Below are 14564 nucleotides of genomic sequence, written 5' to 3' on the forward strand. Positions count from 1 at the left end.
TTCTGTTTTTCTCTCAACACAATCTTTTTCCTATGACCCACCCCTCCATTTACTTCATTCCTTGTCCCAACCCCCTGAAAACCCCACCCATCATCACAATTACCTCTGGCTATAACCTGCCGTTATACCCTCCTGCTAAACAAGCATTCGTCACCTTTCAGAACGCATGAAATAGTGGTTTCAGAACCTGATCTTTTGGCTGAAACGAGAGACAACATGCTAATCCCACAACCCTATTTACTCTTTCTTGGCGATGTAACCGATCCCCTCGCGGCAAAAACGGCGCGCGGTATTCATATCTGGCGGCCTGAGCAGTGCGTTGGCGAAATTAAACTGCCGGGCTGCACGGTCAGTCTGGGCCTGGATGAACTGGATATTCCCGGTGCTAAAGCGCGCGGCGCGAAAACGCTGGTGCTTGGCACGGCCAATGCCGGCGGCTATCTGCCAGCTCACTGGCTGGATACGGTGAAAAGTGCCATCCAGGCAGGTATGAATGTTGCCAGTGGTCTGCACCATCGGCTGGTGGATGAGCCGGAACTGGTGGCGCTTGCGCAGGCTTCTGGCGTTGAGCTGTTTGACCTGCGTCATATGCGTCCGGCGCTAAATGTTGGCAGCGGCAAGAAGCGTTCAGGTAAGCGGATACTGACGGTGGGTACGGACTGCTCAGTGGGCAAGATGTATACCTCACTGGCGCTGGAAGCGGCGATGCGTGCGCGCGGCATGAAGGCTGATTTTCGCGCCACGGGGCAGACCGGCATTCTGGTCGCAGGGGAGGGTATTGCTGTGGATGCGGTCATCGCGGATTTTATTGCCGGTGCAGCAGAAGCGCTGTCACCGGAGAATGACGCGGACCACTGGGATATCGTCGAAGGTCAGGGCTCACTGTTCCATCCCTCTTATGCGGGCGTGAGTATGGGGCTGATGCACGGTGCGCAACCGCACTGGCTGGTGATGTGCCATGAAATGGGACGCCCCCATATGCGTCATCTGCCCCACCAGCCGATGGTCAGCCTGAAGGAATGCGTTGAAGCCAATCTGCGTGCCGCGCAGGTGACCAGTGAGTCGGTTCAACTGGCGGGCTTTGCTATCAACACCTCAAATTACAGTGAAGAAGAGGCGCTCGCTTATTGCGCCGAAGTCCGCGCTGAGTTCGGCTTACCGGCTACGGATCCTGTGCGTTTTGGTATTGATGAGATCGCTGCACTGCTTCAGGAGCGTGGCTGAAATGAGACAGTTGCAGATTGAGGTGGTGGAGCTGCCGCTGGCGCGACCCTTTGCAATCGCACGCGGTACCCGTACTGCCGTGACGGTCATCCGGGTCACGCTGGAACAAAACGGATTCATCGGGCAGGGCGAATGTACCCCGACGGCCCGCTACGATGAGACGCCCGACAGCGTTCAGGCCCTGCTCGAAGCCGTACGCACTGACGTGGAGGCGGGCCTGAGCCGTCACGATCTGCAAAACCACTTACCCGCCGGTTCGGCGCGCAACGTGCTGGACTGTGCGCTATGGCGACTTGATGCCGCACGCGCTCATGAGACGCTGTGGCAAAAGAGCACGTGCTCTCAGCCAGCTTCAATCGTTACCGCAGAAACCCTTAGCCTTGATTCGGAGAAGAACATGGCTATCGCGGCGGCAGATGCCGTCTCACGTGGAGCCATCCTGCTCAAAATTAAGCTCGACCGCAGTGAGATTCTGGAAAAGGTGGCGGCGATCCGCGCGGCGGCACCGCACGCCACGCTCATTATCGATGCCAATGAAGCCTGGTCGGGGCTGGAACTGGAAAGCCTGCTGGTGGCACTGAAAACCTTCAACATCGCGATGGTGGAGCAACCCCTTCCCGCGGGGCAGGATCATGACCTGCAACGTTTTAAACATCCCATACCGGTCTGTGCCGATGAGAGTTGCCATACGCGGGCGGATATTGCCGGATTACGCGACCGCTACGAGATGATCAACATCAAACTGGACAAGTGCGGTGGCTTGACCGAAGCGCTGGCGATGGTGGAAGAAGCCCGGACGCTCAATATGCGCATCATGGTCGGTTGCATGCTGGGCTCGTCTCTGGCGATGGAAGCTGCATTGCCCGTCGCGGTAAATGCAGAGTTCGTCGATCTGGACGGCCCCATCTGGCTTGCCGCCGACAGTTCTCCTTTCCTGAGCTACTCCGAAGGCCGGATCTGGCTATAACTCTGCGAGGCGACGATGACGGACACACAACGTACTTCTGCTGTTACCCGCGCGGCCTCGCCATCTCCCGTGCTGGCGATTGAGGATCTCAGCGTCTCATTCCATGGACGCAGCGGTGAGAATCAGGCACTCAAAGGCATCAGTTTTGCCATTAATCCGGGTGAAATTGTCGCCGTGGTGGGTGAAAGCGGCTCCGGTAAATCGGTTACATCGCTGGCGGTGATGGGCCTGCTGTCCAGCAATGGACGTGTCGATCGCGGCAGCATCCAGTTTCGCGATCGCAGCGGAAACCTGCACGCGTTAGAAACCCTTAACGATGCACAGCGCCGCACACTGCGTGGCCGTGAAATGGCGATGATCTTTCAGGAGCCAATGACCTCGCTGAATCCGGTCTTGCGCATTGACGATCAACTCACCGAGGCATTACGCGATCATCATCTGTGCGACAGAAAACAGGCCCATTCGCGTGCGCGTGAACTGCTGCGACAGGTACGTATCGCGGATGTGGATCGCGTGATGAAAAGCTATCCGCACTCGCTGTCAGGCGGCATGCGGCAGCGTGTGATGATTGCGCAGGCGCTGGCCTGTGATCCGCAGCTCCTGATTGCCGACGAGCCTACCACTGCGCTGGATGTCACCGTGCAGGCGCGCATTCTCCATATTCTGCGTGAGCTGCAACGCGAGAAACAGATGGCGGTGCTGTTTATTACCCATGATATGGGCGTGGTCGCGGAAATCGCCGATCGCGTAGTAGTCATGTTGCGTGGCGAAGTCGTTGAGCAGGGAAGCGTATCTGAGATTTTTGCCGCCCCGCAGCACGCTTATACCAAAGCGTTACTGGCGGCCGTACCCAGACTCGGCGATATGCGGGAACACGCATGGCCGCAACGCTTTCCTCTGCCTGGTGCGCGGGACGCGGCGCAAAGCGAACAGCAAACCGCTCGCTATGACGTTGCACCGCTGCTGGATGTGCGTGGGCTGAAAGTCTATTACCCGATTCGCAGCGGCATTTTATCGGGCCTGACGCATCATGTGCATGCGGTGGAGCAGATTGATTTCAGTCTGTGGCCGGGTGAAACCCTGGCCATCGTGGGTGAAAGCGGCTGCGGCAAATCGACAACCGGACGGGCGCTGATGCGCCTCATCAACAGTGACGCTGAAAGCATTCATTTTGAAGGAAAGGAGATCTCTGACCTGAAAGAGGCAGAGTTTCAGCCGCTGCGCCGTGAAATCCAGATGGTGTTTCAGGATCCCTATGCGTCTCTGAATCCCCGTCTGACAGTTGGGTTCACCATTGCCGAGCCGTTGCTGCTACATGGCATGGTCTCTTCGCTTGAACAGGCTTCCCCACAGATCGATGCGCTGCTCAAGAGCGTCGGTCTCCTGCCGGAGCACGCGCGTCGTTATCCGCACGAATTTTCTGGCGGTCAGCGTCAGCGTATTGCCATCGCCCGCGCCATGGCGCTGAAACCGAAAGTGATTATTGCGGATGAGGCGGTATCAGCCCTGGATGTGTCGATTCAGGCGCAGGTGGTGAACCTGATGATGGACCTGCAGCAGCAGACGGGCGTGGCATGGATCTTCATCTCTCACGACATGGCGGTCGTCGAGCGCATTGCGAATCGCGTCGCGGTGATGTACCTCGGTCAGATTGTCGAGCTTGGACCGCGCCAGTCGGTCTTTAATCAGCCGCAACATCCCTATACCCGGCGTCTGCTGGCCTCAGTGCCGGTCGCCGATCCTGAGAACCGTCAGCCCCGTCTTTTCGATGACAGCGAAATTCCTTCGCCGTTACGTAAGGTGGGCGAAACGGTCACGAAAACCCGTTATCGCCAGGTTGCGCCCCAGCACTGGGTCGCTGACGGCATTGCATTGTAATTATCCTCAACGACCAGGAGAATGTATGAAAACGCTGTTTCGCCGTACTTCGCTAGCCCTCGCATTGACGACGACGCTGGTCATGACTGCGCAGGCACAGGATCTGCGCATCTCCATGTATGCCGATATTACGGGACTGGATCCGCACGACACCTCGGATAATGTCAGCTACTCGGTGCAGAGCGGCATCTTTGAGCGCCTGTTCCAGTTTGATCCTCAGATGAAGCTGCAGCCCTGGCTGGCGACCGGTTATACCTCCAATGACAGTGCCACCGAATTTACGCTGACGCTGCGCAAAGGCGTCACCTTCCAGGACGGTACCCCGTTTGATGCGGACGCTGTCAAAGCTAACCTTGATCGGCTGGCAGACCAGAAAAAAGGGCTGAAGCGTAACAGCCTCTACAAGATGATCGATAAGGTTACGGTGCTGGCACCTGACCAGGTAAAAATCGATCTCAATCAGTCGTTCGGGGCTTTTATCAACACGCTGGCGCATCCTTCGGCGGTAATGTGGAGCCCGTCCGTTCTTAAGCAATATCCGGACGAAGCGCAATTGCGACTGCATCCGGTCGGAACCGGTCCGTTTAAATTCGTCAACTGGACACCGGGAAAAGCGGTCACGCTGGCGAAGTATGATGGTTACTGGCAGCAGGGATGGCCTAAAGTCGACAAGGTGATCTTCTCGCCGAGCCCGGAGGATGCGACCCGCGTCGCCGCATTAAAATCGGGGCAGGTGGATGCCATCTGGCCATTGCCGTCAGACCTGATTGCGGCCGTGAAGCAGGACAGCCACCTTTCGATTCAGCGCGATCCGAGCATTTATCTCTATTACATGGCGATCAACACGCAGCACAAGCCGCTGGCCGATGTGCGGGTTCGTCAGGCCATCAACTATGCGATTGACCGTAATCTGTGGCTGAAAGTAGCCTTTGCCGGTCTGGGCAAACCGGCCACCTCCGCCATGCCGGAAGGGGGGCAGTTCTATCAAAAACAAACCGCTCCCGACTACCGTTATGCACCTGACGAGGCTAAAGCGTTGCTGAAAGCCGCGGGCTATCCGAATGGTCTGGATCTTAAACTCTGGGTCACCAATGCCACGGCCGCCGTACGAGCCGGTCAGGTGCTGAAGGCACAGCTGGCTGCGGTGGGTATTCGTGCCACGGTCACACCGATGGATTCCGGCACGCGCAACGCTAAATTGTGGGGCGTGAAGGATCCGAAAATGGCGGAGTTTGACCTCTATTATGGCGGCTGGTCGACCTCAACAGGCGACGCCGACTGGGCGCTGCGTCCGCTGTTTGCCACCGAATCCTGGGTGCCGACCTCCTACAACGTCTCCTACTTCAGCAATCCGGATGCAGACAAAGCGATTGCGGCCGGGCTGGCGACCGCCGATCCGGCAAAGCGCGGCATCGCTTATGCGCAGGCGCAAAAGGTGCTCTGGAAAGAAGCCCCGGTGGCGTTCCTTGGCACGCCAGACAATCTGGTGGGCAAGCGCAACACCCTGAGCGGCGTTTCGATGCTGCCTGATGGCAATTTGCTGTTCACTCAGGCGTCCTTTAAATAAGACGGTTTCTTCTTTCTCGTCCCCTGTCCGGAACGGGTCGGGGACGTGAGGAGGCCTGTCGCACCTCATTTCAGGGAATGGCATGTTTGCATACATCCTTCGCCGATTGCTGGAGATGATCCCGGTTTTGCTGGTGGTCTCGCTGCTGGTTTTCGGTTTTATCAAGCTCATGCCGGGCGACCCGGCGCGTATTTATGCCGGACCGGATGCACCCATTGAGGCGGTCGAAGCGGCGCGTCAGCATCTCGGGCTGAACGATCCGCTGCCGCAGCAGTATCTCCACTGGATCGGCAGCCTGTTGCAGGGCGATCTGGGCATCACCTATCGCACCCAGCAACCGGTGCGGGAGGTGATTGGGCAGGGCTTTATGCCGACGCTGTGGCTCGCCTTAGCGGGTTTCACCTGGTCCGTCATTCTCGGGTTGTTATTTGGTGTGATGGCGGCTCTGAAGCGGGGAAAATGGCAGGACTGGACGCTGATGAGCGTGGCGGTAGGCGGCATTTCGATGCCCGCTTTCTGGCTGGGGCTGTTGCTCATCCAGTTCGTCGCGATGCCTTTCGGGCTGTTCTCCGTCAGCGGCTTTAACAGGGCCAGCGATATTGTTCTGCCCGCCATTACGCTGGGTTCGTCGGTGGCGGCGGTCATGGCGCGCTTTACCCGTTCGGCCTTCCTGGAGGTGGCGCAGGAAGATTACGTGCGTACCGCAAAAGCCAAAGGGCTGCGCAATCGCCTGGTGACGTGGAAACATGTGATGCGTAATGCGCTCATCCCGGTGATCACCATGCTGGGTCTGCAGTTCGGTTTTCTGCTGGGCGGATCCATCGTCGTGGAGAGTGTTTTCAACTGGCCGGGATTAGGCTGGTTACTGATTGAGTCGATCAAAGCGCAGGATCAGCCGGTGATTCAGGCGCTGGTGATGCTGTTCGTGTTTGAGTTTATTGTGATTAACCTGCTGGTCGATTTGCTTTACGCGGTGGTCAATCCGGCCATTCGTCTGCGACAGGAGCCGAAATGAGTAGTCAATCGCTGACTGAAAATCCGCCTCAGATCATTCGTTCGCCGTGGCGTGATTTCCTGCATGCCTTTGTGCGTAACCCGCTGGCGCTGGTCTCTGGTGGTTTTGTGCTGCTGTTAATTGTGGTGGCGATTTTTGCCCCCTGGCTGGCACCCTGGGATCCCATGGTCCCTGACTGGATGGCGCTGTCGTCGCCGCCTTCCACGGCACACTGGATGGGGACCGACGAGCTGGGGCGCGACCTGCTCAGCCGCATTATCTATGGCGCGCGTATCTCGCTCTATATCGGCGTGCTGTCGGTGACGATGGGCATGCTGGTCGGGGTGATACTGGGCTTACTGGCGGGCTATTACGGCGGTTGGGTCGATATGCTGATCATGCGCGGTGCCGACGTCCTATTCGCGTTTCCCGGCATGTTGCTGGCCATTGCGGTGGTGGCGCTGCTGGGAACCGGCCTGAACAATGTGATTATCGCGGTCGCGGTATTCAGCGTGCCGGTATTTGCCCGTATCGTGCGGGCGTCGACGCTCTCTCTGAAGCAGGCTGCCTATGTTGAAGCCGTGCGCTGTGCCGGTGCGCCAGACCGCGTGATTATTCTGCGGCATATTCTGCCCGGCACGCTCTCCAGCGTGATTGTCTATTTCACTATGCGCATCGGCACCAGTATTCTGACGGCGGCTGGCCTGAGTTTTATCGGACTGGGTCCGGAGCCAGACGTGCCGGAATGGGGCAATATTCTGGCGATGAGCCGTAGCATGATGATGGCCGGGGCCTGGCACATGAGCGTATTCCCGGGGCTGGCGATCTTTATTACCGTGCTGGCATTCAATCTGCTTGGCGATGCGTTGCGTGACACGCTCGATCCCAAACTCAAGGGCTGAAGATGGATTTCCAACAACTGCAGCGCGACCTGCTGCTGAAACGCTGGCGTGACCTGCGTCAGCTTGGGCAATCGCGAAGCGCATGCGGCCCCACTAATCGCATCAGCGATGTTGCGGGTGTGCGTGTCGGACATGACACGCTGAATGAAGGCGAAACGCAGACGGGCGTCACCGCTATCGTACCGCCGGGCGACAATCTGTTTATCACACCGCTGCCGTGTGGGGTTGAGGTGCTGAACGGCTTTGCAAAACCCGTCGGACTGGTGCAGATAGAGGAACTTGGCGTGCTTCAGACGCCGATTCTGCTCAGTAATACGCTGGCGGTCGGCACGCTGTTTACCGCGCTGGTGCGGGAGGCTATCCGTCGTAACCCGGAATTGGGCCGAACGTTGCCTACGGTCAACCCGCTGGTGCTGGAGTGCAACGATGGCTGGCTGAATGATATTCAGGCGCTGGCCATCAGTGAGGCGATGGCGCAGGCGGCGCTGCAGACGGCCTCCGCTGACTTCGCGCGTGGCAGCGTCGGCGCGGGACGCGGGATGAGCTGTTTCAGCCTTAAAGGGGGCATCGGCACCGCCTCGCGGGTTATTCCCTCGCTTAACGCCACGCTTGGCGTGCTGGTGCTGGCCAATTTCGGCGCACAGGAAGCCTTAACGATCGATGGTGTGCGGGCGGGTGAGATGATCGCGCCGCTGCTGGCGGGGAATGCGCCGCAGCTGGATGCCGGTTCTGTCATCATCATCATGGCGACAGATGCGCCGCTGGATGCCCGTCAGCTGAAGCGCATCGCGAAGCGAGCCGGTGCCGGTCTGGGACGGCTGGGCAGTTACTGGGGCCACGGCTCAGGGGATATTGCGGTGGCGTTTTCAACACAACCGCTGCCGCAGCCGCCGCAGGACGACACGCTGGAGCCGCTGCTTGCCGCCGCCGCAGATGCCACTGAACAGGCGGTACTGGATGCCTTGCTGAGCGCAGAGGCCGTTACCGGCTTTCGCGGTCACCATCGCCCCTCACTGACGCAGATTCTGGACAGGTTAACCTCATGAAAATTTTTATCTCGGCCGACATTGAAGGTATTGCGGGCGTCATGCGTCCGGAGCAGTGTACACCCGGTCACCCGGAGCATCAGATCGCCCGTGGTCTGATGGAGCAGGAAGTGAATGCCGCGATTGAGGGAGCATTCGCCGGCGGGGCAACGGAAGTAGTGGTGGCAGACAGCCATGCGCAGATGACCAATTTACGTGCGGAAAATATCGATCCCCGCGCCCGACTGGTGCAGGGCAAACCCCGCTGCCTGTCGATGGTGGAGGGGATAGAACAGCAGCGGTTCGACGGGCTGTTTCTGGTGGGATTTCACAGTGCAGCGGGTGAACCCGGCGTACTGGCGCATACCATCAATGGACGTGCGTTCTGGCGTATACACATCAATGGCCTGGTGATGGGCGAAACCGATATTTATGCCGCCGCCGCCGCTGAACAGGGCACGCCATTGCTGCTGGTCACCGGCGACGATCAGTTACAGAGCTGGATAGCGCAACACTACCCCTCAGTCGATTACGTCTGTGTAAAACGCGCTATTTCTCATACCTGCGCTGAATCGATCAGTCCGCAGGTGGCCCAGCGTGCAATCACCGCCGCGGCAAGCGCTGCACTGCAGCATCCTTCCCAGGTGAACACGACTCGCCTCACAGCGCCTTACGCTATGCGGCTTCAGACCACTAAACCGGTGCTGGCCGATCTGTTCAGCCTGATCCCCGGCGTCACGCGCCTGGATGCCGTTACCGTGGGTTATCAGGTGGAGAAGATGGAGACGTTAATCAGCTTACTCAGTGCCTTCTCCTATCTGGCGAGTACCCAGTCGTAGCGACATTATCCCAGGGCTGCCTGCAACGTCAGCCCGTTTAAACCGCCTTTCTGTTCGCCTGATATCTGTACATATGCCTCATCCCCCGGACGAGACAGGATCGCTGCTGGCTTCAGCACGATGAACCCACACTTCTGAACCAAAGCTGCACCATGGCAGCGCGAGCCCCGCTCTCTGTAGAGGCTTCAGACGGGACTGCCGGATGCGAACAGGTGCGTGACAGGTCGCTGAGCCTGCGCTGGTTTTGCGGTACAGTTTTTGCAACAGGGGAACAATTACTTTCACTCTCCGCCGGTGCAGCCTGTCGGAGAGGCCTCCGGGTCCGGTATTCCATCCAGGATAAATCATCATGCGGCTCCGCCATATAGAGGTCTTTCAGGCCATCGTACAGACCGGCAGCATCAGCGCAGCGGCGCGCCTGCTGAATGTGTCGCAACCGAATATCAGCCGTGTGCTGAATCACGCTGAACAGCAACTGGGATTTGCGCTGTTTGAGCGACGTATCCAGGGAATGAGTGTGACGGCAGAAGGGCGACGCCTATTGCCTGAAATCGACGATCTCTGCCAGCGTCTGCAATCCATTACCCAGCTCACTGAACAGCTGCGGCGTGGTGAAGGGCAGTTAGTGCGCGTTGGCGCGGCGCACGCCTTTGGTCAGATGGTGATGGCCCCGGCGCTGGTCACGTGGCGGCAACAGATGGCCTCGGTCAGTGTCGAACTGGTCACCGAGCACTTCAGTACCTTATGCCAGATGATTCTGGAAAATCAGCTCGATTTCGCGCTGGTCTTCGGTCAGCAGGTCGATGCGGATCTGCTGGCTGAACCTCTGTTTCAGTCTTCCATGGTGGCGCTGCTACCGCGCCATCATCCCCGGCATGAACCCGTTACGCTGCAATGGTTATGCGACAATAATTTACTGATGATGCAGGCTCAGGATCCCCTTGGACGCGTCCTGCATCGTGCGCTGCGTGATAAGAAACTGAATCCCGCCGTTTCGTTGTCGATCAAAACCTACTCGGTCATTGCCGATATGGTGCTGGCAGGCGGCGGCGTGGGCGTTGTGGATCTCTTCACCGCCTGTCGCTATGCCGAACAGCTAAAGCTGCTGCCCATTGCGCAACCTCTGCCGTTTGAAGTGATGCTGATCAGCCGTCGTGACCAGCCACAGTCGCAGTCTACGCTGCAACTGAAGCAGGTGATCCGTAACAGACTGTGGGAGATAGCACGGCAGTGTGAAACGCAGTTCATGGGGGGCTGAATACGTGCCGATTTCGGGTGAAGAGCAGGTGAGAGTATGGCGCTTAGGTTGCAACGGGTTCGTTTGCTGACTTGTGCGAAGAATGAGCGGGGCTGGAACAATATTTTTTTAAGATACTCATTACGGCGTTGCCGGAATGTGCAGACAGGCAATATTGATACGGCATTAAAAAAACCCACGCAGTTGCGTGGGTTTTAAGGTGTCTGTCAGATTTCATGAGGTTGCTAAAACCTCATGAAACAACAACCCAATCAGACGTTAAACAGGAAGTTCATCACATCGCCATCTTTCACAATGTACTCTTTACCTTCTGAACGCATCTTGCCGGCTTCTTTTGCACCTTGTTCGCCTTTGTAAGCGATGAAGTCTTCAAACGCGATGGTCTGGGCGCGGATAAAGCCTTTCTCGAAGTCGGTATGGATTTTACCGGCTGCCTGTGGAGCGGTTGCGCCGACCGGGATAGTCCATGCACGTACTTCTTTCACGCCAGCGGTGAAATAGGTCTGCAGGTTCAGCAGCGAGTAACCGGCGCGGATAACGCGGTTCAGGCCCGGCTCTTCCAGTCCCAGCTCCGCCATGAACTCTTCACGATCTTCATCTTCCAGCTCGGCAATGTCCGACTCAACGGCGGCGCACACCGGCACGACGACTGAACCTTCTGCTTCGGCAATCGCACGCACCTGATCCAGGTACGGGTTGTTCTCGAAACCATCTTCATTGACGTTGGCAATGTACATCGTTGGTTTCAGGGTCAGGAAGCTCAGATAGCGGATGGCCGCTTTGTCGTCGGCATCCAGATCCAGTGAACGCAGCATGCCCGCTTCAGAAAGATGCGGCAGGCACTTCTCCAGCGCAGCCAGCTCGGCTTTGGCATCTTTGTCGCCGCCTTTGGCTTTCTTCTGCACACGCTGAATCGCACGTTCACAGGTTTCCAGATCGGACAGCGCCAGTTCGGTGTTGATGACGTCAATATCTTCCGCCGGGTTCACTTTGCCCGCAACGTGGATGATGTTGTCGTTTTCAAAGCAGCGCACTACGTGGCCGATCGCTTCGGTTTCGCGGATGTTGGTCAGGAACTGGTTACCCAGGCCTTCACCTTTGGACGCCCCTTTCACCAGGCCCGCGATATCGACGAATTCCATGGTAGTCGGCACCACGCGCTGTGGCTTAACAATCTCAGAAAGCTGGTCCAGACGCAGGTCAGGCATGGGTACCACGCCGGTGTTTGGCTCAATGGTACAGAACGGGAAGTTAGCCGCTTCGATGCCCGCTTTAGTCAGCGCGTTAAACAGAGTGGATTTACCGACGTTCGGCAGGCCCACGATACCGCATTTGAATCCCATGGTTTAATACCCTTTATAACTGGATGGACAGCGCGCCAGAGGGCGGACTGTCGGAGACGAATGGAAAAATTTCGCGCATTATACACGGAATCACGACGATTCGGGCGTTTAAGCAGGCCTGAAGGCGTGCAGCCGGTTCATTGCCTTGATGCGATCCTCTTTCAGCCACAGTTCGGTGCAGCGCGCCGCCTCATCAATGGCATCATCAATCAGCTTCTGCTCGCTGGCGGGCGGTTTGCCCAGCACAAATCCGGTCACCTTGTTGCGATCGCCGGGATGCCCGATCCCGATGCGCAGCCGATGGAAATTGTTGTTGTTGCCCAGCTTGCTGATGATGTCTTTCAGGCCGTTATGGCCGCCATGGCCGCCGCCCTGCTTGAACTTCGCCACACCGGGTGGCAAATCGAGTTCATCATGCGCCACCAGAATCTCTTCTGGTGCGATGCGATAAAAGGTCGCCATCGCCGCCACCGCTTTACCGCTCAGGTTCATAAAGGTGGTCGGCACCAGCAGGCGCACATCCTCGCCGGCTATCGCCAGGCGGGCGGTGTAGCCATAGAATTTGCTTTCCTCTTTCAGTGACTGATTGTGGCGTTCAGCCAGTAGATCCAGATACCAGGCACCCGCATTGTGGCGTGTGGCGGCATATTCAGCGCCCGGATTGGCCAGTCCCACAATCAGTTTAATGCTGCTCACAATGATTATCCTGCTGTTATCGCGAAAGGGCGTTAGTTTACTTCGCCACAGGCGAGATGACAAAGCACAAGCATTGAAATGGTTCAGAACGGTGATTAATCATTTTCCATCTGAATCAACAGGCTGCATTCAGGGCCAGGTCATTCTTTATAGCTGATGTGTGATCCAGTCCGCAACGTGGACTTCAGCCATTGCCTAAACTTATGGCACTTAACATTGTGTGCGGTTATTAACTCATATGGATGGAGGTGCAGCATGAAACATCAACACTGCCGCGTAGCGGGTAACAGCTTGATGGTACTGGGATTAGTCACAATGGTGCTGGGTGTTGGGTTTTCAATCATGAACCAGCTGCCGACACTCGATTTGCCGCAGTTTCTGGCGCAGGGCGCCATTCTGAGCATCTTTATTGGCGCACTGATGTGGCTGGTGGGCGCGCGTATCAGTGGCCGTGAAAAAATTGAAGATCGCTATTACTGGCTGCGTCACTATGACAAGCGCTGCCGCCGGACACCCAATTCCCACCACTAACTGATGGCTGCCGGGACCGGATGCTGCGCAGTGCAGTTCCGGCCACTGGCTTTCGCGTGATAGAGCGCTGCATCTGCCAGCGCCAGTAAACTCTCAAAATCCTGCTGGCCCTGCGTGACCGTGGCAAAGCCAATGCTGACTGAATAAGCTATGTCATTGGGTTGCGATGTACAGACCGCCAGCCGGATCGCCTCACACCACGCCTCTGCATCCCGTGCTCCAGCCGGAACGATGGCCGCAAACTCTTCTCCGCCCAGTCGTGCAAAACGCCCCTCAGCCGGTATCAATTCTCTGACTATTTCGCAAAAGTGAATTAAAATCTGGTCGCCCTGATGATGGCCATATCGATCATTGATGCTTTTAAAATGATCGAGGTCGAACAGTATTGCGCTGAACGGTCGGTTCTGACGGCGGCAGCGCGCCACAATTTTTGTGGCTTCAGTAAATAAGGCGCGGCGATTCCAGACGCTGGTCAGCGGATCGTGCAGGGAAGTGTGTTTTAACGCTATCTGCATCCGCTCATTTACCATGGCCAGAATGGTAAACGTCAGGCCGATGACAAACAGAATGGATTCCAGAATCACGTAAACCGAAAAGTCTGACCCGCCAATCGCCCCGGGTTGCGTGCTGGGAATGGCGCTATCCAGAAACATGCGCGCCAGATGAAACAGCAGGTGGATCCACAGCAGCAACTGGGCAGGCCAGAAAGTGGCTTTCAGCGTGTCACGCGCCAGCCAGACCAGTTGGATCAGTGCGGCGGTATAGGCGACGCAGGCGATGCACAATACCAGTACCCGTTTGGGTAAGCTGTGATAAAACGCCGGAAAGCAGCAGAGGAGTGCCCAGAGCAGCGCACCCAGTAGCCAGTGCGTGCCGATAGGTTTACCGCAGAAGCGCCGGAACGCATTTAATAATCCGCCATAAGCGAGCATCACTAACACATTGCCGACCGCAACCGGCAGGAAATGCAGGCCGCTGCTGCGCAGGCTGCTTAAGAATACGGCAATCAGGGTGAAAACCAGTGACAGGCAGGTGAAGCCAAGAACGCGGTCATAGTGCGACCCGACCCAGGCAAAAACCATAATAATGCTCAGAAACCCCAGCACATAGAGCTCGCAGACAAATAATGTGTAGATATCGAGGCTCATGGTGGCTGAATTCTGATGGGAAATGCGCAGCAAATTACCATTTAATGCTAAAGGGCAGAAGCGGGGGAGCACTGCGTTTTAGTAAAAAAGTGGGTGGCGTTGAAAATAGGGGATTAAAAGGAAATTTATCGGGGAAAAATCAGAAAAAAAAGCGCGTTAATCCAGACGGCAGAGATAAAAAAACCGGGCACA

Annotated in this window: 13 protein-coding genes; 10 read left to right on the forward strand and 3 right to left on the reverse strand. The window is 57.0% G+C overall.

All coding sequences use genetic code 11. The features are described 5' to 3' along the window. Window positions 1–216: 216 nt before the first annotated feature. The 9 genes from dgcN (at window position 217) to AC6I8C_RS07940 (ending at window position 10654) form a co-directional block, all read left to right on the forward strand. A complete protein-coding gene (gene dgcN / locus AC6I8C_RS07900) occupies window positions 217–1224 on the forward strand; it encodes an N-acetyltransferase DgcN (RefSeq protein WP_497822104.1) in 1008 nt (335 codons plus the stop codon). A gap of 1 nt (window position 1225) precedes the next feature. Continuing rightward, window positions 1226–2191: an N-acetyl-D-Glu racemase DgcA gene (gene dgcA / locus AC6I8C_RS07905; protein WP_253421690.1), complete on the forward strand. Its 966-nt coding sequence runs from the start codon at window positions 1226–1228 to the stop codon at window positions 2189–2191. Window positions 2192–2206: 15 nt separating this feature from the next. After that, window positions 2207–4069 carry an ABC transporter ATP-binding protein gene (locus tag AC6I8C_RS07910; protein ID WP_497822105.1) on the forward strand — a complete coding sequence of 621 codons (1863 nt, stop codon included), beginning with the start codon at window positions 2207–2209 and terminating at the stop codon, window positions 4067–4069. A gap of 25 nt (window positions 4070–4094) precedes the next feature. Continuing rightward, complete coding sequence (locus AC6I8C_RS07915) at window positions 4095–5636, forward strand: glutathione ABC transporter substrate-binding protein (RefSeq protein ID WP_497822106.1); 1542 nt, start codon at window positions 4095–4097, stop codon at window positions 5634–5636. 82 nt (window positions 5637–5718) lie between these two features. After that, the gene (locus tag AC6I8C_RS07920; RefSeq protein ID WP_442796650.1) at window positions 5719–6651 is read left to right on the forward strand and encodes an ABC transporter permease; all 933 of its coding nucleotides are present in this window, start codon (window positions 5719–5721) and stop codon (window positions 6649–6651) included. Continuing rightward, window positions 6648–7532, forward strand: a complete 885-nt coding sequence (locus AC6I8C_RS07925; RefSeq protein WP_110331786.1) for an ABC transporter permease subunit — start codon at window positions 6648–6650, stop codon at window positions 7530–7532. Before AC6I8C_RS07920 ends, AC6I8C_RS07925 begins: the two co-directional genes overlap by 4 nt. Window positions 7533–7534: 2 nt before the next feature. Beyond that, window positions 7535–8578, forward strand: coding sequence for a DmpA family aminopeptidase (locus AC6I8C_RS07930; protein WP_497822107.1), 1044 nt, complete (start codon window positions 7535–7537; stop codon window positions 8576–8578). Further along, on the forward strand, window positions 8575–9396 hold the full coding sequence (locus AC6I8C_RS07935) for a M55 family metallopeptidase (protein ID WP_497822108.1): 822 nt from the start codon (window positions 8575–8577) through the stop codon (window positions 9394–9396). Before AC6I8C_RS07930 ends, AC6I8C_RS07935 begins: the two co-directional genes overlap by 4 nt. Before the next feature lie 349 nt (window positions 9397–9745). Continuing rightward, complete coding sequence (locus AC6I8C_RS07940) at window positions 9746–10654, forward strand: LysR family transcriptional regulator (protein WP_497822109.1); 909 nt, start codon at window positions 9746–9748, stop codon at window positions 10652–10654. Window positions 10655–10905: 251 nt separating this feature from the next. Here AC6I8C_RS07940 and ychF read toward each other — a convergent pair whose 3' ends face one another. Then, window positions 10906–11997: a redox-regulated ATPase YchF gene (ychF, locus tag AC6I8C_RS07945; RefSeq protein WP_013357612.1), complete on the reverse strand. Its 1092-nt coding sequence runs from the start codon at window positions 11995–11997 to the stop codon at window positions 10906–10908. A 108-nt stretch (window positions 11998–12105) separates the two neighbouring features. Continuing rightward, window positions 12106–12693 carry an aminoacyl-tRNA hydrolase gene (gene pth, locus AC6I8C_RS07950; RefSeq protein WP_135909094.1) on the reverse strand — a complete coding sequence of 196 codons (588 nt, stop codon included), beginning with the start codon at window positions 12691–12693 and terminating at the stop codon, window positions 12106–12108. Window positions 12694–12948: 255 nt separating this feature from the next. On the opposite strand from pth, the gene ychH reads away from it, so the two are divergent. Beyond that, a complete protein-coding gene (gene ychH, locus AC6I8C_RS07955; protein ID WP_497822110.1) occupies window positions 12949–13224 on the forward strand; it encodes a stress-induced protein YchH in 276 nt (91 codons plus the stop codon). Here ychH and AC6I8C_RS07960 read toward each other — a convergent pair. After that, on the reverse strand, window positions 13221–14372 hold the full coding sequence (locus AC6I8C_RS07960; protein ID WP_497822111.1) for a GGDEF domain-containing protein: 1152 nt from the start codon (window positions 14370–14372) through the stop codon (window positions 13221–13223). The two genes, ychH and AC6I8C_RS07960, sit on opposite strands and share 4 nt — an antisense overlap. Window positions 14373–14564 lie beyond the last annotated feature (192 nt).

Source organism: Pantoea sp. X-Soil-YNGN-844 (assembly GCF_059730595.1).

What these genes read in the sequence shown, in the direction of transcription:
- dgcN (WP_497822104.1), top strand. Translation starts at nt 217, where the DNA reads ATGCTAATCCCACAACCCTATTTACTCTTTCTTGGCGATGTAACCGAT.
- dgcA (WP_253421690.1), top strand. Translation starts at nt 1,226, where the DNA reads ATGAGACAGTTGCAGATTGAGGTGGTGGAGCTGCCGCTGGCGCGACCC.
- AC6I8C_RS07910 (WP_497822105.1), top strand. Translation starts at nt 2,207, where the DNA reads ATGACGGACACACAACGTACTTCTGCTGTTACCCGCGCGGCCTCGCCA.
- AC6I8C_RS07915 (WP_497822106.1), top strand. Translation starts at nt 4,095, where the DNA reads ATGAAAACGCTGTTTCGCCGTACTTCGCTAGCCCTCGCATTGACGACG.
- AC6I8C_RS07920 (WP_442796650.1), top strand. Translation starts at nt 5,719, where the DNA reads ATGTTTGCATACATCCTTCGCCGATTGCTGGAGATGATCCCGGTTTTG.
- AC6I8C_RS07925 (WP_110331786.1), top strand. Translation starts at nt 6,648, where the DNA reads ATGAGTAGTCAATCGCTGACTGAAAATCCGCCTCAGATCATTCGTTCG.
- AC6I8C_RS07930 (WP_497822107.1), top strand. Translation starts at nt 7,535, where the DNA reads ATGGATTTCCAACAACTGCAGCGCGACCTGCTGCTGAAACGCTGGCGT.
- AC6I8C_RS07935 (WP_497822108.1), top strand. Translation starts at nt 8,575, where the DNA reads ATGAAAATTTTTATCTCGGCCGACATTGAAGGTATTGCGGGCGTCATG.
- AC6I8C_RS07940 (WP_497822109.1), top strand. Translation starts at nt 9,746, where the DNA reads ATGCGGCTCCGCCATATAGAGGTCTTTCAGGCCATCGTACAGACCGGC.
- ychF (WP_013357612.1), bottom strand. Translation starts at nt 11,997, where the DNA reads ATGGGATTCAAATGCGGTATCGTGGGCCTGCCGAACGTCGGTAAATCC.
- ychH (WP_497822110.1), top strand. Translation starts at nt 12,949, where the DNA reads ATGAAACATCAACACTGCCGCGTAGCGGGTAACAGCTTGATGGTACTG.
- AC6I8C_RS07960 (WP_497822111.1), bottom strand. Translation starts at nt 14,372, where the DNA reads ATGAGCCTCGATATCTACACATTATTTGTCTGCGAGCTCTATGTGCTG.